General features: G+C 45.2%; 15 protein-coding genes. 5 read left to right on the forward strand and 10 right to left on the reverse strand.

What is annotated here, in order from left to right:
- Nucleotides 1-1,289: 1,289 nt before the first annotated feature.
- From HUJ21_RS01560 to HUJ21_RS01570, 3 genes are all read right to left on the reverse strand, one after another.
- A complete protein-coding gene (locus HUJ21_RS01560) occupies nt 1,290-2,132 on the reverse strand; it encodes an N-acetylmuramoyl-L-alanine amidase-like domain-containing protein (protein WP_291366754.1) in 843 nt (280 codons plus the stop codon).
- 1,326 nt (nt 2,133-3,458) lie between these two features.
- Nucleotides 3,459-4,181 carry a 23S rRNA pseudouridine(2604) synthase RluF gene (gene rluF / locus HUJ21_RS01565; protein WP_291366756.1) on the reverse strand — a complete coding sequence of 241 codons (723 nt, stop codon included), beginning with the start codon at nt 4,179-4,181 and terminating at the stop codon, nt 3,459-3,461.
- A gap of 20 nt (nt 4,182-4,201) precedes the next feature.
- Complete coding sequence (locus tag HUJ21_RS01570; RefSeq protein ID WP_291366758.1) at nt 4,202-5,191, reverse strand: D-alanine--D-alanine ligase; 990 nt, start codon at nt 5,189-5,191, stop codon at nt 4,202-4,204.
- 388 nt (nt 5,192-5,579) lie between these two features.
- Here HUJ21_RS01570 and HUJ21_RS01575 point away from each other — a divergent pair, with 388 nt between their 5' ends.
- The 4 genes from HUJ21_RS01575 to HUJ21_RS01590 all read left to right on the forward strand — a co-directional run bounded on the left by HUJ21_RS01575 (nt 5,580) and on the right by HUJ21_RS01590 (nt 12,115).
- On the forward strand, nt 5,580-6,140 hold the full coding sequence (locus HUJ21_RS01575; protein WP_291366760.1) for a Crp/Fnr family transcriptional regulator: 561 nt from the start codon (nt 5,580-5,582) through the stop codon (nt 6,138-6,140).
- A 66-nt stretch (nt 6,141-6,206) separates the two neighbouring features.
- Nucleotides 6,207-7,475 (forward strand): MFS transporter, encoded by a 1,269-nt coding sequence (locus tag HUJ21_RS01580; protein WP_291366762.1) that lies wholly within the window; start codon nt 6,207-6,209, stop codon nt 7,473-7,475.
- Nucleotides 7,432-7,650: a hypothetical protein gene (locus HUJ21_RS01585; RefSeq protein WP_291366764.1), complete on the forward strand. Its 219-nt coding sequence runs from the start codon at nt 7,432-7,434 to the stop codon at nt 7,648-7,650. The genes HUJ21_RS01580 and HUJ21_RS01585 overlap by 44 nt, the downstream gene beginning before the upstream one ends.
- 175 nt (nt 7,651-7,825) lie before the next feature.
- Nucleotides 7,826-12,115 carry a hypothetical protein gene (locus HUJ21_RS01590; protein WP_291366766.1) on the forward strand — a complete coding sequence of 1,430 codons (4,290 nt, stop codon included), beginning with the start codon at nt 7,826-7,828 and terminating at the stop codon, nt 12,113-12,115.
- Between the two features lie 304 nt (nt 12,116-12,419).
- Here HUJ21_RS01590 and HUJ21_RS01595 read toward each other — a convergent pair whose 3' ends face one another.
- From HUJ21_RS01595 to HUJ21_RS01625, 7 genes are all read right to left on the reverse strand, one after another.
- Nucleotides 12,420-14,078 (reverse strand): hypothetical protein, encoded by a 1,659-nt coding sequence (locus HUJ21_RS01595; RefSeq protein ID WP_291366768.1) that lies wholly within the window; start codon nt 14,076-14,078, stop codon nt 12,420-12,422.
- A gap of 222 nt (nt 14,079-14,300) precedes the next feature.
- Complete coding sequence (locus HUJ21_RS01600; RefSeq protein ID WP_291366770.1) at nt 14,301-14,825, reverse strand: hypothetical protein; 525 nt, start codon at nt 14,823-14,825, stop codon at nt 14,301-14,303.
- A gap of 61 nt (nt 14,826-14,886) precedes the next feature.
- The gene (locus HUJ21_RS01605) at nt 14,887-15,231 is read right to left on the reverse strand and encodes a hypothetical protein (protein WP_291366772.1); all 345 of its coding nucleotides are present in this window, start codon (nt 15,229-15,231) and stop codon (nt 14,887-14,889) included.
- A 12-nt stretch (nt 15,232-15,243) separates the two neighbouring features.
- Nucleotides 15,244-15,396, reverse strand: a complete 153-nt coding sequence (locus HUJ21_RS01610) for a hypothetical protein (protein ID WP_291366774.1) — start codon at nt 15,394-15,396, stop codon at nt 15,244-15,246.
- 174 nt (nt 15,397-15,570) lie between these two features.
- Nucleotides 15,571-16,638 (reverse strand): 6-bladed beta-propeller, encoded by a 1,068-nt coding sequence (locus HUJ21_RS01615; RefSeq protein WP_291366775.1) that lies wholly within the window; start codon nt 16,636-16,638, stop codon nt 15,571-15,573.
- Between the two features lie 9 nt (nt 16,639-16,647).
- Complete coding sequence (locus tag HUJ21_RS01620; protein WP_291366777.1) at nt 16,648-18,075, reverse strand: DUF1501 domain-containing protein; 1,428 nt, start codon at nt 18,073-18,075, stop codon at nt 16,648-16,650.
- Between the two features lie 16 nt (nt 18,076-18,091).
- The gene (locus HUJ21_RS01625) at nt 18,092-20,575 is read right to left on the reverse strand and encodes a PSD1 and planctomycete cytochrome C domain-containing protein (protein ID WP_291366779.1); all 2,484 of its coding nucleotides are present in this window, start codon (nt 20,573-20,575) and stop codon (nt 18,092-18,094) included.
- Between the two features lie 293 nt (nt 20,576-20,868).
- On the opposite strand from HUJ21_RS01625, the gene HUJ21_RS01630 reads away from it, so the two are divergent.
- Nucleotides 20,869-23,613: a DUF1553 domain-containing protein gene (locus tag HUJ21_RS01630; protein WP_291366781.1), complete on the forward strand. Its 2,745-nt coding sequence runs from the start codon at nt 20,869-20,871 to the stop codon at nt 23,611-23,613.

Raw genomic sequence — 23,613 nt, forward strand, 5'->3', positions numbered from 1 at the left:
TAGAGAAGCACCAAATTCTTTGAGCTATTTGCGCATTCTTGGTGTTCTAGATGACTAATCTTTTGGTTTTATTGGGCAAGAAAAAAGCCACGAAACACTGTTTCATAGCTTTAGTCAATTAACAATAAACCCAAAATAACCTGCTGTAGGAGAAGGAGTCGAACCTCCACGGAGCAGTTAGGCAAAATACGAGCTCGCTATTTGCTTTTTCCTGTGACCTCCACCCCCGAGACAGGAGGGCATGTCTGCCAGTTTCATCATCCTACAGTATTGTGTCAAATATCCCGGTACCCGAAGCAAGCTTCTTTACCAGGTCAAGACCGTTTGTCTTTATTTGATATGTCAAAGGTAATAAAAGAATTGATTTTTTAAAATTAAAATAATAAAAATTATTTATTTTTATGTTTTCTTAAATTTTAATGGCCTTTTGTTAAATCATATGTAATATAGGTTTGTGGAAGAATTGTTCTGTTGCAAATATTAAAACTGAAAGTAGCAACCAGGTCATGTATACCCTTACGGGATCGGTGGTATTCTTTTTTTTCAAACCTGGGTCCGATGTAATTTTATGACTTAATCGTCATTGGTAGAACTAATATATTAAAAAACGCAGAAATCGGGATGACGATGTGATTTTTATTAATTTGATTTTCAGAGTATTAACAAAAATGTCATCGGTAAATAGGCAAATCTAAGGTTCTAAGGGGGGAGGGGGATTTTTGACGAAAACTGAAAATCACTTGTAACTCCAAACTTTTCCAAAGTTTAGAACTTTGGAAAAGTTAAGCCCAGATTTCCAAATTGATCGCGACCAAAATCTCCCTTTTTAAGGAGGCAGAGTCTGTCCCGACCAAAGTCGGGAGGGGATTTTTTCGATAACATCTTAAATATAAATTCGTTATTTGTTACTTATTTTGAAATCTTTACCGAAGCCGGGCATTGCTGTCACAGCGAAAATTTACTTTTTAAAAAACGCAGAAATCGGGATCACGGTTTAAATTTTTCAAAAAATTGATTTACTGTTATTTAGAAAATTCGTCATTGGTAATGCCAGGAAAGCCATCCGTACCGGAGCGTGGGCGTACGTTCTTCGAAAAATGACAGTGAAATCAAAATGGCGTTTACCTATTCCTACAGGCTGCCGTGAGTGCCGCTGGATTTTGATCCCTTCGGCCAAATACCAGATTTGCACCCTGGCGATGACCTAATTGGAATTGTTTTTTTTTAAGCATAACTCCTTAAGAAATTAAAAAAAAAAGACCAATATTAATACGCAAATAGGGGTGGGCTCAGGGAGCCACTAACCTACCCACCATAATCCCTGACTGAGATTTATTGCCATTCAAATAGTCACTCAAAGTATTTTCAGAAATCTCTACCTGCCCGGACCGGGTACCTGCATGCAATAAATGAATCTGTCCATTTTGTTCAATGGCAAAACCGACATGCACGATATCCAGGTTTTTCATACTTGTAGTGATGGCAATCAGATCTCCGGGCTTGATTTTATCCACATGCCTGTTCAATTCCTCCTTGGGAACAAAAAAATATTTTCTCAATTTGATCTCTTCTTCGGTAGCTTTTATCTGGACCACAAATTCAGGATTGCTCAACTGTACATAGAACCGGGGGTTGGCTGACATAAAGGAGGGTGTATTTTCATAATACCGGCCTCCCAGGTCCTTAGTAATATCCTTTAAAATCCCTTTCAGCTGGTTTTGATATAGCCAGTCTGAGAAATAATGCAATCGGGAAGTATAGCCCTTCCTGATACCGTCCCGGTACCTTACAAATTCAAGTTCCTGCTCATAATTCTCAAATGACAGGCGTTCTTGTTTGACAAGCCTGGCCAGGGTAACAACAGTCTCCAAAAACGTGGTGCAGTCCAGGCCCAACACATCTATCACTAATTTTTCTTCACCTGGCAATTCCAGGGTTTTCTCCACGTAGGGTGTATGCATAAAGCGCCTGCCTATGTTGAGAATCAAATCATTCATGGACATTTTTGAATATTCTGTTTGTGAAAGCTCACTGAAGGAAGCTTCAAGAATGTCTCTGCTCTCTAAAGTGCAGACCGTCTGCCCCTGAGTCATTGCTGGAATAAATAAGAGCACTATGACAATTAATCGCATGGAATTCAAAAATCTAGTTACCCAAAGCCCTGGACCATTTACTGGTGGTTTTAAGTTACGAATCTTTTTAAAATTTTTGCTCTGGAATGGAAAAAAGAAAGCCTTAACGCTTTTGCGAAAAATGTAATCACAAAGAAAAGGGTATATGCAGGCTGTTAGAAAAAAGACTCTTTTTTTGATAAGAGGCTGGGCTTAAAGGAGAATGAAGAACATATAGGCCTTTGAGAAGCTCAGCCACCTAAGGGCTGGTTTGAAAGAGATTGGCCTTCGACAGGCTGATTTTTTTTCAGTCCGACAAGCTGCCTTTTTAGGCTGAGTTTATTTCAGTCCGACAGGCTCAGGCACCGCAGGCACAATAGGGTCCCGGTTGAAAAAAATTTAGAGAAGCACCAAATTCTTTGAGCTATTTGCGCATTCTTGGTGTTCTAGATGACTAATCTTTTGGTTTTATTGGGCAAGAAAAAAGCCACGAAACACTGTTTCATAGCTTTAGTCAATTAACAATAAACCCAAAATAACCTGCTGTAGGAGAAGGAGTCGAACCTCCACGGAGCAGTTAGGCAAAATACGAGCTCGCTATTTGCTTTTTTCCGGACTCTCCACCCCCGAGACAGGAGGGCATGTCTGCCAGTTTCATCATCCTACAGTATCGTGTCAAATTTCCCGGTAACAGAAGCAAGCTTCTTTACCAGATCAAGACCGTTTGTCTTTGTTTGATATGTCAAAGGTAAACAAAAGGGTTATAAATTAAAATTAATTTAACAAAAAGGTTTAAAAAATACATATTAACTATTTTTACTTAGCTAATAATGTAAATTCCTTAAAATAGATTCTAAAAATAACTTTGTTTTTGTCACATTTTCAGTGCTTAAAACAGGTGAAAGACTGTTTAAATGGATAAGGATAACAGAAGAACAAAAACGTCTGCTATTTTTAGATAAATCAAAAAGAAAATTCCCTTTTTCGAATGTCTTATTAGAATAAAAATTAGTTTTTATTGGAAAGTTTTATAACTAAAACGAGACATCTTCTTTAGGTACGAAAGGCGGGTGGGCCGACAAAAAACCGGGGAGGCGAGAGGTATGTGGGGGGAAGGATTTTTTTGTCTTGAATTTTTTGTTTCTTAAGAGAGACAAAAAGAAAGGGAGTTTAGGGTTAAAAATCTGCTTTAAGTCCAATTTATGCAAAGTTGGTTCTGCATAAAGATAAAAACCAACTACTAGGTGGGAATAACTTAATATGCCTTCAGATTTTCCGATAGGCAACCTACGGTTTTCCATAGCATAAACCTTTCAGGTCAATACCAGGCTGAAGCTTTATTACTTTTCAATCGAAGGTTTTGGAAGAGTCCGCTACCAGCGTAATTAACTCCTCCAATTCTTTAGGCCTTAGATCTCTCCATTTGCCTACCGGAACGTCAAGTTGGATATGCATGATCCGGGTCCTTTTCAGGGCAAGCACCTCATAGCCCAGAAAATCACACATCCTTCGGATCTGCCGGTTCAGGCCCTGGGTAAGGATAATTCTGAAAGTAAATTTCCCGGTTTGCGCCACTTTGCATTTCTTGGTTACCGTATCCAAAATAGGAACCCCCTCACGCATTTGCCGGATAAAATCCACCGTAATGGGCTGCCGAACTTTTACCTGATACTCTTTCTCATGGTTGTTTTTGGACCTTAAAATCTTATTCACGATATCTCCATCACTGGTGAGCAGGATCAGCCCCTCACTGGGTTTGTCCAGTCGTCCAATGTGAAAAATCCTTTTTGGATGTTTGATATAATCAATGATATTGTCCTTTTCTCCTTCCGTATCTGTGGTGCACACGATGCCCACCGGTTTGTTAAAAGCAATGTACACATGCGCTTCTTTTGGTGTTGAAATCAACGCGCCATCTACCCTGACCTCATCCCCCGGACTGATTTTGGTGCCCATTTCCGGCACCTGCCCATTGATGGTCACCCTACCGGCCTCAATAAGTTTGTCCGCGGCCCGGCGGGAACAATAGCCTACTTCACTCAAATACTTGTTGATTCTGACCTTGTCCATCTGTTCCTACATGCAATTTTTCATCTCCACATTTCTTCGATCAAGTCGGTATAAAAATCTTTCAGGCTCATCCCCATGGCCCTGACTTGCTGGGATATCAAACTGGTTTCAGTTTGTCCTGGTACGGTATTGATCTCGATAAAATAAAACTTTCCGGTATCTTTTTCCAAAAAATAATCCATCCTTACCGAACCCTTACAATTGAGTTTGAGGTACGCTTTTTCTGCAATCTGCTTTACCCTTTCCACTTCCCTTTCATCCATCCTTCCCGGGGTAATCTCTTCTGATACTCCGGGAATATACTTCGCTTCAAAGTCAAAAAATTCCCGGGAACTGATTATTTCTGTAGCAGGCAATACGGTAACCTGCCCCGATGTTTTGTATATGCCGATAGAAAACTCCCTGCCGGTGACAAATTCTTCCACAAGCACCTGTTTGTCCTCTTTGAATGCCTTGATCAGCGCTTCCTCCAGCTCATCTGCGCTTTTGACCTTAGACATCCCGATACTGCTGCCGCCATTGTTGGGCTTGACGAAATAGGGGAGTTGCAACTGGCTCAGCACATGTTGTACGTTTTCGGGGCGATGGGAAAACAACTGCATGGATCTGGCCAGGTGCAGGTCTTCTATACCGGCCAGAATGGCCTTTGTATACCCCTTGTTCATGGTAATCGAAGAGGTCAGCGCATCGCAGGTGGTATAGGGCAGACCAATCATGTCAAAATACCCGGCCAGTTTGCCATCTTCTCCCGGAGTGCCGTGTATGATGTTAAAAATACCATCAAAGGCAAGCTCTTTCCCATTTTTCATAACCGTAAACCCGTTCAGGTCTACCGGATATTTTTCCCCTTTCTCATCTTCCAGGTACCAGTTGCCCGGATAGATATGCACTTTATGCACCTCATAGCGCTCCCGGTCCAGGTGCTGGGCCACCACGGCAGCACTTTTTTCGGAGACCACCGATTCTCCTGTATAGCCGCCCATGATCAGGGCAATTTTTTTCTTCTTCATGAATAAAAATTTATAGGTACGAATTACCGGAATTTTAATTTAAAATAGAAAAGTTAATTAACCTGAAAAGAAATTAATACGTGCTGAGGGTGTTGGAATTGTTTTATAAAGGATTCCCGAGTCTTTAGGCCTGCGCTGTCCGAAATTTGAAATCTCGGACGACAGATGAACAGGAATTGTAATCCTGCTTTCGTTCACTCCCGGGGATTACAAATCCCCCTCATCAGGGCCACGAAATTACAAATTTCGCGGAGCGGCTCGCTTGATTTCCAGGTTATGAGTTGCTACCTTAACGGCCATACGTTAAATCGAACCGCCAATTAAACCTTGATATATTGCAGAACCCTTTCCAAAGGAAACCTTACTCAGACACTACACGAAGCCTAACATGAACCCATTCGATTTTTTTGACACTGTTTACATGGTCAATGCCGAAGCAAAACAGGCATTGCAGGAAATAATCCGGGAAAAGGTCTATTCGAAAAACGAAATCGTCCAGGAAATTGGAAGCAGGTGCCGGACAATTTACTTTGTAAAATCCGGAGGAGCACGTATCTTTTACTACAAAGACGGAAACGACATTACCGAGCATTTTGCTTTTGAAAATGACATCATTGTCAGGGCGGAAAGCCTGTTTACCGGCAATCCCACCTCGAAAGGAATTCAGGCCATTGATGAAACGGTCATGATGGTCATCGATTCCGAAAAACTCTTTCAACTTTACGACAAACACCACGACCTGGAAAGGCTATTCCGGCTCATTTTTGAGAAAGAATACGTGAATACACTCAAACGCATGGAGAGCTTCCAGTTTAAATCTGCCAAGGAACGGTACCTTGAGCTATTGGATACCACGGATTTTATCCAGAAAATTCCCCTGAAATACATCGCTTCCTACCTGGGCATCACCCAAGTCTCCCTCAGCCGGATCCGGGCAGTAATTGATTGATTTTTTATCATTTGTTAATTTTTTTGTCCTGCATACAAAGGAACTTTGCAGGATAAAATAATTGCCATGAATACAGCTGCTGTCCAACTTGGATTAAAAGAAAACTGGAAACAATTTACCATCCTGCTCATTGTAAATGCCTTTGTCGGGGGCATGATCGGCATGGAGCGAACCATTATTCCCCAATTTGCCGAGATGGAATTTGGTATCGCTTCCAAAACCGCCATCCTATCCTTTATCACAGCTTTTGGTATTACCAAGGCTATCGCCAATTACTATACGGGCCGGCTAGCCAACCGTTTTGGGAGAAAAAACCTGCTCCTATTTGGTTGGCTACTGGCCATCCCCATACCCTTTATTTTGATCTATGCAGGCAGCTGGAATTGGGTGATCTTTGCCAATGTGCTCCTGGGGATAAGCCAGGGGTTGACCTGGAGCAGCACCGTGGTCATGAAAATTGACCTGGTAGGAGAAAAGAACCGGGGCCTGGCCATGGGCTTGAATGAATTTGCCGGCTACTTTGCCGTAGGGATTGTGGCCTTCCTAACAGGCTATGTGGCCAACCAATATGGCATTAGCCCCTATCCCTTTTACCTGGGTATCTTCATTTCTATTGCCGGTTTTATATTGACTGCCCTGTGGGTGAAAGACACCCGGGCATTTGTGCACAAAGAAAGCGCTACAGATACTACTGCCCAGTTGAAAAATGTATTTGTTGAAACCAGCTTCAAAAACAAAACCCTGAGCTCGGTAAGCCAGGCAGGGTTGATCAACAACCTGAACGATGGCATGATCTGGGGCTTGTTGCCCATTATCCTGGTATCCCTGAATTACGACAATGAAAATATAGGCATCATCACGGCGATATACCCTACCGTATGGGGAATAGGCCAGCTTTTTACCGGTAAGTTATCCGATCATTATTCCAAAAAGGACATGCTTTTTTGGGGCATGCTGTTGCAGGGGCTGGCCATTTTGCTCATTCCTTTCAGCCATGAATTCTACATGCTGGCATCCCTTTCCGCTGTTCTGGGTCTGGGAACAGCCCTGGTATATCCTACATTCCTTTCCACCATTGCTCAGGCTACCAGCCCGAAACAACGTGCGGAAAGCATCGGCACTTTCAGGCTTTGGCGGGACCTGGGCTATGCCTTTGGTGCCGTAATTTCAGGAATAACCGCAGATGTATTTGGCATCGGATACGCCATTTTCCTTATTGGTGGATTGACCATTCTTTCTTCCCTGGTCATCCAGTTCCGTATGCCCCGGAAAATCTCTCTACAATTTGGGAATGACAAAAGAAGTGTTCGTAAGCAAAATTACCCAAACAGATAAACCCGGAGTGGATATCCTGATTTCATTTGAGGAAGGTGATAGCAAATTCTGGGCGGCCGGATTTTTTGGCGTTTATTTTACGGGACACAAATTACCAGAAGATTTGATGGAGCTGGAAAGGCTGGGGTTGCGTAGCGGAAGGGGCCAGACCGGGGGGCAGGCAGCGCATTTCTAATGTTTCAACACCTCCGTTGAGGTCCTCATGGAAACCTTCCTAACAAATAAAAAAGTGGGCGTCCCTGATGGATCCCAATAAATTAATTTATATATTGACGGCGTTTTTAGTCTGAGGAGCAATTGGTGCTTTTCTAACACTTTTTATTTGGCATAAATTTTTATTTCTGATTTCAATGAAAAGCCTTAAATGGATATTTTTTGAGAAAGTCCGCTTTTTCTGCTGCGGTGTACTGTGCCTGTTGACAGTAGCTCCTTTTTTATCATTTGCCCAAAACGATAACCGTGTGCCCTTCAGGCATCGGGTAGGGGTCAATCCACCGGAGGGAAAGGTCTTCCGCCTAAAAGGGGATTTTACCATGATCGGAAATACAAACCTTACCTTAGAGAATTATAGCACCTCTTCCTCAGACAATTCATTCAACAAGATGGTATTTGTTGACGTTGATGACGATCCGGAAACCTTCAACTCCTCTACTGCCACGCTACAGTTTTCCCGGGAAAACGGAGCGGACCCTGCCTGCTCAGAAATCGTATATGCCGGTCTGTACTGGACGGGTAAATCGATAGTCGGACAGGGGTTTACCTTTGACCGGACGAAACGGATAACGGCAAAGGTCCCCACGGAAGTCAACCATGAAGAGCAAATCGCCTATTATGGGGACGATATCCGTTACAGTTCCTACCACCTGAGCTACGAGCTGAGGGAGGATGTGGCAGGGGAAATCTTTCCCAGGTATTACTTGTTAAACGAAAGTGGCCCACAACTTACACTGCAGTTTACAAATGACCCAGCAGCCACCGTGCAGTACCGGATTGGCGATACCGACTGGAAGGAGGTAGAAAACCTGAGTATTTCCCGATCGGAGCATACCGCTACGGCCAGCTTCGATTCCATTACTGTAGCGGATCAGGGCTTTACATTTTCGATCCATTCACTAAGCCGAACAATAGGAAAGCCGGCAGAGGAGTACGCGCACGAGGATATGGGAGTGAAACTAACTGCTTCAGGAAGCTACTATGAGGAATACGATCATACGGTAAGCTTTGATAAGCGAAAGGTAAAGCTTAAGGGTCCGGGAGCGGCGGAGTACCTGGATATCTTTGCTCAGGGTAATGGGATTTTGTATCCTCATTATGCTATGGAGGACATTTACGTCGGCTATGCAGATGTAACAGATCTGGTTAAGGGTTTTGGTCCGGGGGAGTACACCCTGGCGGATCTGGCGACCATAGATGAAAAGGGAAATGATACCGGCTTTTTCGGCAACTGGGGCCTGGCGGTGGTTTATCAAAATTCCAAAATGAATTGGAGGGATATCAGCATTTTTGATGGCTATTCCTATGTTAGATCCATGGATGGTGAGGAACAATTCGGCGAAATTGAAATCAAGGGGTTTGAAACCATCGACCAGGGACCTGTCAAGCTAAAGCTGGGAGTAATGACCGCCGAGGGCGACCGACAGATCAAGGGAGATTTCCTTCAAATCATGAATCAGGAGAATCAATGGCACAACCTGCGTCATCCATTGACCACGACGACCAACTTTTTCAATTCCTCTATTTATACACCGGTACTAAACCAGGAAGGTGAGCTGGAAGAAACGCCGAGGAATCCGATGCTATTGCACAATACCGGCGCCGATATCGCACAATGGGAGGTCCCCAATCTCAATAATTCCATCATTGCCAATAATCAATCGACTTTTAGGTTTCGCTATGGCACCAATCAGGACCAATACACGATTTATGCATTTGCTTTCTCCGTGGAAGCATTTGTACCTGAAATCCAGGTGTTCAATCAGATTAAACAGGTCAATGGTGTCCCTCCAGGGGAAACTCCCTCCCTGCAACCCGGAGAGGAAATTACCTATACCTTAAGCCTAAAAAACTTCGGAACGGAAGCTACCGGTAACAACCGCATTACTGTTCCACTGCCCCTTACGGCCACCTTCAAGGAGGCAAAGACCTTCCCGGGGGACCATGGTATTGTCAGGTTCGATCCGGATTTGGGTGTAGCAGGATCTATTGTCTGGGAAATCGGAGAGATTCCCCTGCCGGAGGATCCGGAGGAAGTGTTGGCCCTGCTGGAATTCACCCTGATGGTCACTACGGATTGTTTTATATGGGCGAATTTCAATTGTGAATCCACCTTTTCGGTCGATGGCCAGCTTTCAGGTACGGGAAGCATTTCACAAAGTGCCTATTCCAATGTACCCTTTGCCTCCGGCTTTATGGGGGAAGCATGCGAAGCGGCAGCCAGGTATGGACCCATAGAGGTTCCGGTAGTGGGCCAGGCTGAATTTGTGGCCAGGCAGTGCAGCGGTCAGGAAAGTGGGTCAACGTTAGGGCCCATCCAACTTCCCGATTTTTGTGAGGGTGATCCGCCTGTTGATCTGAGTACCTTAATTTCACCGAGCCGGGAGGGATTGTCGGTTTATTTTTTTACTCAGGAAGAAGGAGGTTCCCCACTTTCTGCATATCAAGTGGACACCTATACCCGTGGAATGACGCAGCTATGGGTAGCGGAGGGGCTTACCGGATCCTGTACCGGAGCCCGGGTTCCCCTGTGGGTCAACGTCATCTCGAAGGCGCATCAGCCTTCGGTTTTTGATCTGGAAGTGTGTCAGTTCTCAAAACCAGTATTTTTTCCTGTTCGTGAAAACGAGGCCTATACGCGTAATTATTACCTGGATGATGACCCGGAAAGCATGCCATTAGACGGCATCCCCCAGGTAGATCCTGTTCGGGAAGGGTTATATAGGGTCTACGTCAGCCAATTCAGTGAAGTGGAATGTGAAAGCGAACGCGTGCCGGTTTATATCACGGTGATTGATTGTAGCTTTATACCGACTATTGAGATCGAAAAATCTGCGAGCCTGGATGAGTACACCAAGGTGAATGATACCATACAGTATACCCTTGTCGTAACCAACCCCCGGAAACTAGACCTGGTAGACGTCCGGGTCCGGGATGAGCTGACCCAGGATTCCTGGTCAATCCCTTTCCTGAATGCCGGCGACTCCCTGACATTCACGACGACCTATAGCATCAAACCGGAGGACATCGAACGAAGATTTGTACTAAATCAGGCCTATGCATGGGGATATACGGTAGACGGAGAATATGTCACAGACGGCGCACAGGTCGAGGTACCGGCGGTAATATTTCCCGATGGTTTCCTTGATTACGAAATCGCCTCCTATCCGGAAAGCTGTTCATCGGAAGAGGAAAACTCGGGAATGATAGAAATACAATTTCCCGAGTTCTACCCTCAGACAGGTACTTACCTACTAATACGGCAAGTGGATGGTCAGGAATTCTCAGGGTCATTTGAAAACCTAACCCGTGTGAAAATTGCTGTGCCTCAGGGCGAATATAGCCTGGAATTAACTGACCTGGAAGGCAATACCCTGAACAATGCCCGGCGCTATACTGTTGCCCAAAAAGCTTTTGTAGACTTTTCTGTACCTGAAACTATTGAGGCATGCTACCCCTATTCATTTTTTCCAGAGGCCCCTGCGGCTCTGAGGTATGAACTCATCGACCCAAGTGGGGACCGGGTAACTCAAAACAACGAGGGGGGATTTGGTCTCACCGAATCGGGCGCTTACCGTATGATCGCCAACGATCCCTCCGGGATCCTATGCCCCCTGGAAAAATCATTTACTGCCAGCATCGCTCTGCCGGAATCCATTGATTTGGTACTGGCTCCCTTTTGCAGGGATGACGTGTTTACGACACTCAGCTTGCAGGAGGACGCCCCCGATTTGAGCATCCAATGGTTTTTGATTTCATCCCAGGGACCAGTTCACCTCTCAGATTACGACGAAAACCCCACACTTACCATCCAGGAGGAGGGTTTGTACGAAGCGAGGTTAACCAGCCGGCAAGGCTGCATGGTAGGAAAGGAACAGGTGGAAGTAACGCAATCTGTCTCCGTAGCACCAGTGCTGCAGGCACTTTACTCCCTTTGTGATACCAAAAACATGGCGGTAACCATAGATGCCGGGGAGTCCTTTACGGAAGCAGAATGGCTTATGGATGGACAAATACTCAGCACAAGTACCCTATTTTCTCCCCAACAACCTGGAACATACAGCCTGTGGGTCCGGGATGCTCAGGGATGTGAGTTTGTAGTCGATTTCGAAGTGGAAGATGCCTGCGATTCGCTAATAAGGTATCCGACCGCCATTCGCCCCGGAGATCCGCAACGACCCTTTGTAGTTTATCCCAACAACCTGACCGCTGAAATAACGGTATTTATTCAAAACCGCTGGGGAGAATTGATCTACTATTGTGAGGACAAAAACCTCCAGGCAAATCAGCCTTCTATCTGCCTATGGGATGGCTTTGTCAATAACCAAAAGGTTCCGAACGGAAATTACTCAGTAGTAATTCACTTTAAATCCAGGGGGGAAGACCTGCTGGTTACGGAAAAGGGATTGATAACCGTAATCGATTAGCGACTCGAAAAATAAGATCCGTTTCCTTTTTCTGGCTACAGGTAGGTTTGTACCTTCAGCTTAAGGCCTCCCAAATAAGGTCTATGAACCGGTTCAGATTACTTCGTCGCAGGGAGGACAATAAGGATTCTATTAATGAGGCACTTTAATTCTATTCTTCCGGATCGGCAATTGCTAACCGCTATATAAATTGGGTTTTCAATAGGTATTTTCGGATATAAAGAAGGATCAGATGGCAAAGGCTAGTCTGGCTATTCCTGATGAATCATAAAGGTCTCTCTGTCCCTTGACAAAGTCGAACAGGCTAGTCGATGCGCCGGATCTCCACATCTTCAAATAAATACGGATTATCGCTAACGCGAAGATCCTTGCCACTTTCAGTAGTTACATTTTTCAGAATCACTTCTTTGGTACGCACGTGGGGGTACTTCTCCACATAGGAATCGTCCGTCATTGCCGGATTAAAATTGCCAAAAATGGCTGGCCCCTGGTAGTCCTCCGGATGATTGGAATCGTCTATGTGCAGGTTTTCAATTACGATGCGCTCTGGCATATAGGTCGTATAGCCGAAATCGTGTTGACCGGAATTGGAGCCGCCTATCAGGCTGGCGCTGGTAGTGCTGCCCCCTGCAGGTATAAATACACAATCCCGGATAATAAATTCTCCCTCCCAGGTGCTGCCATAATCAGACCGCAAATTGATCAGGGTGCGGCCGTTTAGCGTAGAATTTTCTACCAGAAAAGTACCGGTGCCAATGGCGTTGATACCCATATGTCCAAGGGTGGAATTTTTCACGGTAGCGTTGGCTACGCCCATATGGGCATCAAAGCGGGAAAAGGTACAATGATCCAGGATCAGGTTCTTGCAAAAATTAGATCCCATAATGCCCCAATAGGTGCGGTCATTGATGTCATTGGTCTGGCTGCAGTGCTCAAAGGACACATTCAGGGAGCGGCTCAACGATATGTCATAACTGCCCATGGAGACGGGCACTCCAGCAGAGCCAATCGTGCGATAGGTTTTGTGACCGGTCAATACGGTGTTTTTTACGGTAACATAAGCACAATCCCGAAAATTAAGAAAGCCACCATAGGGAGCGCCCTGCTCTCCCTCCCCGGTAACCCTGTGCTCCAGGCCATCCAGCAGTACATTGGATCTTCTGATGGCAATGCCGCGACTGTAATATGTGTATTTGGATTCATCCTGGTTGGCTATTGTGGTAAACCTGCCTCCCCTAATGGTGAGTTGGTCCTCGTCCATGGGGAGGGCGGTAATTTCGGTAATCTGATCAAAGTCCCAGATGATTGGTGCATCTGCATCCACATTCCCATCCTTGTCTACTATAAATATATCTGTCTGCGGGGAACCGTCATTTTGGTTCGGCCCGTACCGGATATAGCGCCGGACATTGGCATCGGTCACTGTCACCAGGCAGGGACCGGGAAAATCTGCCTTTATTTTGTCCTGGTCCCTTTTCAGTGAAGTAACTCCCTTCAGGTCGAAGGGCTTCAGCGTTGAACTCACCAGAAAAACGTGCTTGGTCCGGTCCACCACTTCGGTATCGTCTATAATAAATTCGGCCGTTCCGAAATCTGTGTCAGTCTGTATCACCGCTGTCCTTAGCTTCCCACTAATGTAATAACTGTATCCCTCATCTGCCTTTACTGGCAGGTCTTGTTGATTGGCAAGAGCATGAGCGGCAGCAATGGCATCCATATCGTCCGATTTGCCATCTCCTTTGGCACCCAAATCGCTATAGCGGACAAATCCCTGACTTTTAAACTTACGAAGGTCCTCAGGGGAAACGTTGACCGCTAAAGCTCCGTCTTCATTGACCTTCACCTGGGTTTCACCCTGTTCATGGCTAATCAACACATTTTCGTGAGGAGCTGTCTCCTGAGCTGATGCAGGCAGCAGGCTCACAAACGCATACAAAAAGAAAAACGACAACAAATATTTCATAGCCTTTGGGTTTATGGGATTGGGTTCGATCGGATGTAAATCCTTTAAATTACTATAAGATGATCAAAAACTAGGAATTTTCCCGCATAAACCCAAAGCAATTTCAATCAACGGGATAAATTATAAAAATCAGGGGCCTGTTTCAGCATTGAAACAGGCCCCTGATTTTTATAATCCTATAAACTTTGTTTGCAACTACTTTTTTTTGACAAATATCCGTGTTTAAAGAGCTTCAATTCGTGCTATTTTGATGCCGATAAAACAATCATCGACGCAATTATTTTCCACATAACCACAGGTGGAGATCATCCCGTTGTTCTCCCTCTCAAAATAGGTTACAGCGTTTTCTCTTTCCACAAGCCATTCTTGTTGGGCTTTTGTATACACTTCGTCCAGGGTCAATGGTTCGGCTCCGTTTTGATGGCTGCCCAGTTCGCCTTCCTCTTCCGTCCATTCCAATTCTTCTTCCGGGATCTCCTCTGACAAGTCTTCTGGTAGGGTTGTATATTTAAAATGTCTCTTAGCAACCGACCCATCGATTACAGTAAGGGTGGTTTCCCAGGAAAAACCTACCCAACTTCCGAAAACGACTGTGTAGGTATAGGAATTGTCCGACGATTCTTTAAAGTTCATCCAGGTTGCTTGACTTGCTTCGAAGTCATTTTGATGTTCCAGAACACCGGATTCACAAGAGTAAACCATATTACAAAATAAAAGTAGTGCCAATAAATAGAATGTTTTTTTCATTTTTTAGGTTGATTAAATTTATGTTTTTTACTTGCTCCTATATTGAAAAAAATCTGGTAACTCAAGCTAAAGGAGATACCCTTGAATACACCGGATTGGGTGCGCACATGGAAAGTAACACATCATTGCATTCCGTGATAATAACCAATTTTGACCCCTCTTCCCTATATTCCAAAGTAGAAATTACAGGTTGGGCATCGGCATTGATTTCCATTTCAATAAGGTCATCCATGGTTCCCCATGTCGCTTCGTTTCCGATAAAAAGATCTTGTTCGGCCTCAAAAACGATCGTTTCGGCCTCAAGGGTAAAACTTCCCTCCTGAAAATGGTAATAGCCAACGATTGCTTCCGTCTCGAGATCACGATAAGTTATAGATTTTTGGTAGCTCCCATCCCGATTTAGCACCAGGGAATTGACCTAGTTCAATTGGTGGTGCTCGTGAAAATCAACCATTTTCCAGGAACCGTAAAGTCCAGCATGGTCAAAGTCTTCTCCGGAGTCGGTGCAGGCCTGGACAACTATAAATAGCAGTGTTATAAAAAGGGAAACATGTAAATGATGTTTGGTCATACCTTTTAAAATTTAGTTTTAGCCTATACGAAAGCAATAACCAATATGTCCTGCCGATATATAAAAAAAATTGAATGCTGCTATAGCATTCCAATCCTATTTAGGATAAAAAAGGGTCTGACGGATTAGACCTGTCAGACCCTTTTTAAACCCTCAGACACTTCTTACAAAAATTTACACCCGCTCCAACTTCACCGGATAGGTTTTTTGGGAAGCCCACTGAGGCACGTAGATGTTTTCATCCCGGTCTACACAGACATCATGTGGATGCATAAAGCCCTGAAAACTCAGATCTTTTCGCTGTTCCTGAAGTTTTCCGTTCACATATTCAGGAGCCGTCCCTCCGGGTGTCGACACTACCTGGTCATTGGCATCCAATACGGTGATGTAACCGGAGTTGGGATAAGATTGGGAAGTGCTGCGGTATACAGCAGCATAGACATTTTGCCCTCTCAAAACAGGCCTGCAGACAAATGAACCTGGCATGGGTATGGTTTTGATGTATTTTCCATCAAGGGTAAATCTTTTGTACTGCATATGACCCCGGTCTGTTATCAGCAAGGTGGGGTTGGCCTGGTCCCGGGTATCTACCAGTATACCATGACAACAATTGAAGGTTTCATCGCTTTCGCCTGAACCACCAAATTGCCGGATTAGATTGCCTTTGGCATCATATTGGGTAACGTAATTCCTGCCATAACCGTCGACGATATAAATGTCTCCATTGGCCGGATTGATGGCAGTTTCGGTTGGCACAAACTGACGGGGATAATCGTAATTCCCGGTTTCTTTGGGATAATCCAGCACCATGATTTCATTCCCTTTCAGATCGGTTTTGATGACCTGACTACGGGTATTGTCGGCAATGTACAAAAACTCCTCTCCACCCTCATCACTGATGGTCAGGCCGTGGGCACCGGGGTAACTGGTACCCCAGGTTTCGAGTAATTTACCAGACTTGTCATAAATGATGACATTATTTTTGGTTTCATTGGTCAGCAAAATCAACCTGCCCTTTGCGTCTTCAACCATTTCGTGGCAATCATTGACGGGGTTTTTGGAAGGGTCCAGGTTTCCCCAACCTTCAATGACCCGGTACCGGTGAGATCCGTGTCCCAAAATAGTTTCTTTCTTCATGGCGTAGGTTTTGTTGATGATGATATTGGGAACCACCGCGCCTGCCAATACTGAAAGGCCGGTTTTCCTGATAAATTCCCTTCTTGGGTTTAAGTTGTTTTTCATTTTTTTTAATTAAGCCAGTAAATCCATTTCTGCCTCTCCCTCTCCATCCGGAGTGGTATAAAAAGGTCTCTTTTCAATCTCGTAATTGGTTTCGGGGTCTATGCCCAGTGCATGATAAATGGTCTGGTGCAAAGCAGCAATTTTTATGGGTTTCTCAATGCTCTTGCAAGGCCGCTCATCTGCTGTCTTACCATACACATGTCCCCTTTTGACGCCTCCACCAAACATCAATACAGAACAACCATCTGTAAAATGCCGGTGCATGCCGTAGTTTTTCATGTCTTCAATGATATCCGGTACCTCCACCTGGTCCTTGACCTTGGCACCGGGCCTGCCCTCTGTAAGCATGTCGCGGCTGAATTCGCTAGCCACAATGACCATGGTACGGTCCAGACGGCCACTTTCATCCAGGTCCTTGATCAGCTGGGCTATGGGGGCATCTATCAGTTTTTTCATGTCCACCAGGCGGGTATGTCCATTCTCATGGGTATCCCAGCCTACAAAGGGTTCATATTCTGAAGTTACACTAATAAAACGTGCTCCCTGATCTACCAGCCTTTTGGCCATCAGACAACCTAGTCCAAATTTACCTGTATTGTAAATATCGTATTTTTCTTTGGGCTCTTGACTCAGGTCAAAAGCTTTTGCCTCAGGGGAATTAAGCAGCATATAGGCCTGTTCCATGGACCGCTTCAGCGATTCCTTTTGGTAATCAGAGCCAAACTCACCCATTGCACTTTCCTGAACCAGACGTTCATACAATTGGTTTCTGGCTTCAAACCGTTTATTGGACATGCCCACCGGCGGCCGCACACTATCCAGCCCGGAAGTAGGGTCGGGTATCAGAAAAGGGCCGTATTCACTGCCTAAAAATCCCGCACTGTGAAAAGCCTTTAACTCTTCTCCTTCACCCACAGTAAACCTTTGTCCGATATTGATAAAGGGTGGAATAACGGGATTAACAGGGCCAAGTTCTTTGGCCATCCAGGATCCCATATGCGGAACGGCCACTGATTGAGGCGGTTCATAACAAGTGTGCCAATGATATTGGTGACGGGTATGCAGGATATGCCCCAAATCTGCAGCCACATAGGATCGGATAAGTGTCCCCCGATCCATTATCTGCCCAATATTTTCCAAACCTTCTGAAAATTCAATACCATCAAGCGCAGTAGGAAAGGATGGAAAGGTACTCAATACCTCCTTCGATTCCATTCCTTTGCGGAATGGCGTATATTTTTTTGGGTCGAAAGTCTCTGTATGGGCCATGCCCCCCGCCATATAAAGAAGGATTACTGTATCGGCGGAACTTTTTATTTTCTCCTTTGTGGAACATGAAGAAAGCAAGCCCGACATGGGCATGCCTGCAGCCATAGCTGCAATGCTCGCTGCACTTGTCTTTTTTAGAAAATCCCTTCTTTTCCAGTTATAATTCATCGCTAATTGCTTTTGATCAGTAAATTAATTGAAATTCAGGCAACAACAAAACTGCCCAAAATAAATCCTGAATGGCTGCGGGTTCGGGATCCTCTCCCAAAACCTCCATGGCCACATTGAATTCATTTTGATGGGGGTCTCTTCCCAGAAGTTGGCGATAGGTTTCATGCACAATAATGTCACCATCATTGTATTTCTCTTTCCACTTCATGGCACCATCTTTTAAGGCCTCGTTCAGGGTTTCGCCGTTGGTAAGCTCCAGGGCTTGTAGCAAGCTGGCCTGGCTGTCCCTGCTGGTCGATACTACCTCACGGTTTGGCCGGCCCAGGGCTTTCAGGAAGTCATTATTGGCTACCAGTGATGCCCTGGCAAAAGGCATAGATGGCTCTTCCGATACTGCCAGCTCATTCGGATTGTATTTCAATGCCTCCATCTCAAAAAGCGGATTGATATTTTGACTCACACCATCGGCAAATTGCTCAGCCGTCAATCTCCTTCTCACCACTCCTTCGAATACAAAATCATCATCTGTCAGGTACTGCGGATCTTCCACCCCTATCGAAGGTTGCTGGTAAGCCTTTGATATTGCAATTTTATATATCAGGTTTTTCAAGTCATAACCATTGTCTTCAAAATCAGTAGCCATCCAATCCAGTAAATCCTGGCTCCAGGGTAAATTGTCCATCTCATCAGCAGGCTCCACCAAACCTCTTCCCATCATTTGCTTCCATATCCGATTTACAATGGTCCTGTACATCCTGCCATTGGCAGGTTGCACGAGGTATTCTGCCAGTTGCTCCAGTTTTTTGTCCCTGCTTGCTGTGCTGTCAATTTCTCCCAATTCCTCCCATAAAATTTTTGTGCTGGCCTTTTTTCCTATCGGGGTTTCGCAGCGGCTTACTTCAAGGGTGGTATCCGCAAATATATTGGCAAAGGCATAGGCCTCTTCCAATTTCCAATCACTGATAAAACTGTCATGGCAGGATGCGCATTTAAGGTTCAGGCCCAGGATCACCTGCCCCACATTTTGTGCTGCCTGCATTTCCGTAACCTGGCTGGCGTTCACATCTCCCCGCCAGCGAATGCCTTCAATAAATCCTTTGGACTTTTCATCAGGATCAAGCAGTTGTTTGACAAACTGGTCATAGGGCTTGTTTTCCCTCAAAGAAGTATACAACCAATCGGTAATGGCGTACCTGCCCTTGGTAATGTAACCCGTACCGGTATAATCGTTTCTTAAAGCATCATTCCAGAAGGTCATCCAATGGGTGGCGTAATCGTCATTTCGGTTGAGCAATTCTTCCACCCAGGCAGCCCTTTTATTTGGTCGGGAATCTTCCAGAAAAGCCTTGTAGGTCTCCGGATCTGGTAGCAAGCCGATGATATCCAGATATATTCTTCTCAGGTATGTCTTATCATCTACCGGATCTTTCCATGTAATGTCCTGTTCCTGAAAATATTCATCCACCCAAATATCTATGGGCTGGTTCATACCTTTTCTTGGAGCGGGTACATTGGGTCTTCTTGGTTCCAGGGCAGCCACCCTGTATTCACTTACCTCACTGGCCGCATCTGGCCATGGTGCACCTCTTTCGACCCAAAAAGAAATCAAGGCAATTTCATCGGTTGAAAGCACCTTACCTTTGGAAGGCATGGCGTCTTCATGGTCCTTTGGCAGCTTGATCCTTCTTACCAGGTCGCTTTTACCAGGATTTCCGGGAACGATCACAGGACCGGATTCCCCTCCTTCAAAAACATATTCCCGCTCATCCAGCCTTAATTCTCCCTTGATCTTGGCATCACTGTGGCATTTGTAACAATTATGGGCAAAAACAGCCCTTACTTTTCCCACCAGCTCCACCTGCTTCTGTTCACTGAGCTCGCCTTCTTCTCCAAAAGCTACCAAATCAATATTAAGATCTTCGGGGGAATAGTCATCCTCATTCCAGGGAAATGTACTGGTAAGGTAGTCTTCCCCATGGGTAAGAGAAGCACCGAAGTGACCGGCCACGGATACCCCAACGGCTGAAATAAATAACACGGAACGAAATGCCTTAACTGCCTGCAGATTATTCCCGTTTTCGGATTTTCTCAAAAAATAAATGAGCAGTAAACCAAGGAATGCCGTGGTAATACCTGTCCACTGATGTACATCCAGGGTATTGCCCCCATAATCCTCCACTGTAGCCAGGACCCAGCCAAGTACAGCGGCAAGCACCGCTCCGGCTACCCCTGCCCATACCAGCAAATCAATACCCGGCCTCAGCTTGTGATTAAAATTTTTCAGCGTAAATAGTTCCAGAACAGCCGCAAACAACAATAAACTTACCGGAAAGTGAACTGCCAGCGGATGCAATCGTCCCAAAAATTTCCATAACCAGAAAGGTTCGCTTTCTACAGCCTGTTCCTGAAGTGCTGCAGCCAGCAATCCATCTCCCGGAATTGTGATTAGCAAAACAGCTGCTATCAGCCATATAATGGCCATAATTCTATGTTTCATGAAATTCATTTCTTTCTTACAAAACTTTTTATTTTCGCTTCAAATCAACTTTTCAGATCAGGAAAAGCGTAAAATGATGTTCTGCCCTCACCAACTGGAAATAAAGCATTACAATTATAATTAAATTGGTGGACAAAACTAGCCTGTACTATCCTGTCTATAACTCAAAATATAAATAAAACAACATTAAATAGCAAACTGTTTTATACCTGCTCTACAGCACAGTACAGGATTGGGTTTTGACAATGATGGCATAATTTGCTACTTTGTGGATCTATGGAAAGCCCGATTAAATGAAGTACCGGAACCTGATATTTGTATTGCCCCTTTTTGCCTTGGCCATTTATTGGGCATGGCCAAAGGACGACAAGATAAGTTACAACCGGGACATCCGTCCTATTGTCAATAATAAATGCATCTCCTGTCACGGTGGAGTCAAGCAATCCGGGGGGTTTTCAATGCTATTTGAATCTGAGGCAAAAATGCCCACAGAATCCGGTAAACCGGCCATTGTACCGGGAGATGCATCCGCATCCGAGATGGTAAAACGCTTGAGTCATCATGATCCGGAAATGCGCATGCCACTGGGTAAAGCACCTTTGTCCGATCAGGAAATTGAACTGATTAAAAAATGGATCAACCAGGGCGCAGTCTGGGAAAAACACTGGGCCTACATCCCTCCTGATGATGATATTACCCCTCCCACTATACCAAAAGGTATGGAAGCAAAAAATGGAATCGATCATTTTATATTCGGCAAGCTGGAAGAAATGGAACTTGCGCCCAATCCGGAAGCCTCCAAAGAAATCCTCCTGAGAAGACTCGCCCTGGATATTACCGGCATTCCTCCCAGTCTCGAAGACTATGAGGCATTTAAAAATGACAGCTCTCCCGAGGCCTATGAAACTGCGGTGGACCGTTTGCTCGATTCGCCCCACTTCGGGGAAAAATGGGCTTCCTTTTGGATGGACCTGGCCAGGTATGCTGACTCCAAAGGATATGAAAAAGACCTCCACAGGGAAATTTGGAAATACAGGGACTGGTTGATTGAGGCTTTTAACAAGGACATGCCCTACGATACTTTTACCATTGCTCAGATCGCCGGGGACCTATTGCCCCAAGCCAGGGAAAAGGACCTGCTTGCCACTGCTTTTCACAGAAATACCATGGCCAATGATGAAGGGGGCACCAATGATGAGGAATTCAGGGTTGCTGCCACTATGGAAAGGGTGGGCACTACTTTTGAAGTCTGGCAGGGCACCACCATGGCCTGTGTGCAATGCCACAGCCACCCTTATGATCCCATCCGGCATGAAGATTTTTATAAATCCATGGCCTTTTTTAATAATACGCAGGACAAGGACCTCTATAATGAACAACCCAAGGTTTTTACCTATGAACCTGCCGAAAAGGAAAAGGTCAAAAAGCTGCTTACCTGGGTAAATGAACAGCTGGAACCAGCAGATAAATTAGCCCATGTCTCTGATGAATTCCTGCATCAGCAAAAGCAGGAATTGCTTTATACCCTGGGGCACCGCAGGGTGGAAGCAGAGGAGTTTCAGGACAAAAGCCGCTTCATCGAATTGGTTGCCCACGATCAGGCTTCCATATGGCAGGTACAGGACAGTTCCTGGATCAAGTTTGAGCAGGTAGACCTGACGGAGGTGGAAGCCATTTCCCTGGGCTATGCCTCCCTTACAGGTGCCAGGGTAGAAATAAGACTGGATTCCATACTGGGCAGCAAAATAGGAGAGGGGACTTTTCAGGTAACTGGTCAGGGCTTCCCCGGTAACCGTCCCGCAAAATGGAATACGTTAAAAATACCCATTACCCCTGTAAAGGGTAAAAGAGATGTTTATTACTATTTTAAAAAAGACCGGATTTTTGCCCAGGATCTGGTAAGGGTGGATTGGCTGTATTACCATGAAAAGGCTCCCGCGAAAGACCAGTATCCTCAAGCCTTGCAACAAAAATTGGATGAGCTATTGGCTGTAAAAGTAGTTCAAACGCCGATCCTACGTGATTTGCCAGAAAATAAATCCAGGAAGACCCATGTCTTTGAGCGCGGAGATTGGAGATCTGCAGGTAAGGAAGTTCAGGCTGGTATTCCCGAAATCATGGGCAGCATTAACGAGCCAGACCCGGACAGGATGGATTTTGCCACCTGGCTGGTAAGTGAAGAAAACCCGTTAACGGCAAGAGTCATGGTAAACCGGATCTGGGAACAGCTATTTGGTTTTGGCATTGTGGAAAGTATGGAAGATTTTGGCAGCCAGGGCATAGCTCCTACCCATCCCGAGCTACTGGACTGGTTGGCGGTGACCTTCAGAGAGGACCACAACTGGTCCATGAAATCCCTCATCAAAATGATCGTGATGTCTGCAAGTTACCGTCAGAGTTCGGTCAGCAGCGATGTAAAATTAGCCAAGGACCCTTACAACAAATACCTTTCCAGGGGATCCCGGACCCGGCTCCCGGCGGAAACCATCCGGGATCAGGCACTGGCTATCAGCGGTTTGCTGAACAGGGAACTTTACGGCCCTAGCGTAATGCCTTATCAACCGGAAAATATCATCGGTTTCGGTGGAAGGTTCTGGTTTGAAAGCGAGGGCCAGGACAAATACCGGAGAGCGGTTTACACCTATTGGAAAAGAACACATCCCTACCCCTCCATGGTGACTTTCGACAGTCCATCCAGGGAAGTATGTACCTCCAGAAGAGTAAGGACAAACACTCCGTTGCAATCCCTCGTTTTATTGAATGACCCTGTATATGTAGAGGCTGCCAGTGCCTGGGCAAAGAGAATTTTGGAAGAAAGTGGGGAAGATATCAAAGCAGGTATTGAAAAAAACCTTCAGCTGGTTACAGCAAAACCTCCCGAGCAGGAAAAGGTGGAAGTCTTACACCAGCTTTATCAGGAGTCTTTGGCGTATTACGAGCAGGAAGGCAAAGACCTGGACGCAAACCCAAAATTGGCCGCCATGCGATTGGTGAGTAATGCCATGCTGAATTTAGATGAATTTATAACCAGAAGATAA

The sequence above is a fragment of the Cyclobacterium sp. genome (assembly GCF_014762705.1).
GTDB lineage: Bacteria > Bacteroidota > Bacteroidia > Cytophagales > Cyclobacteriaceae > Cyclobacterium.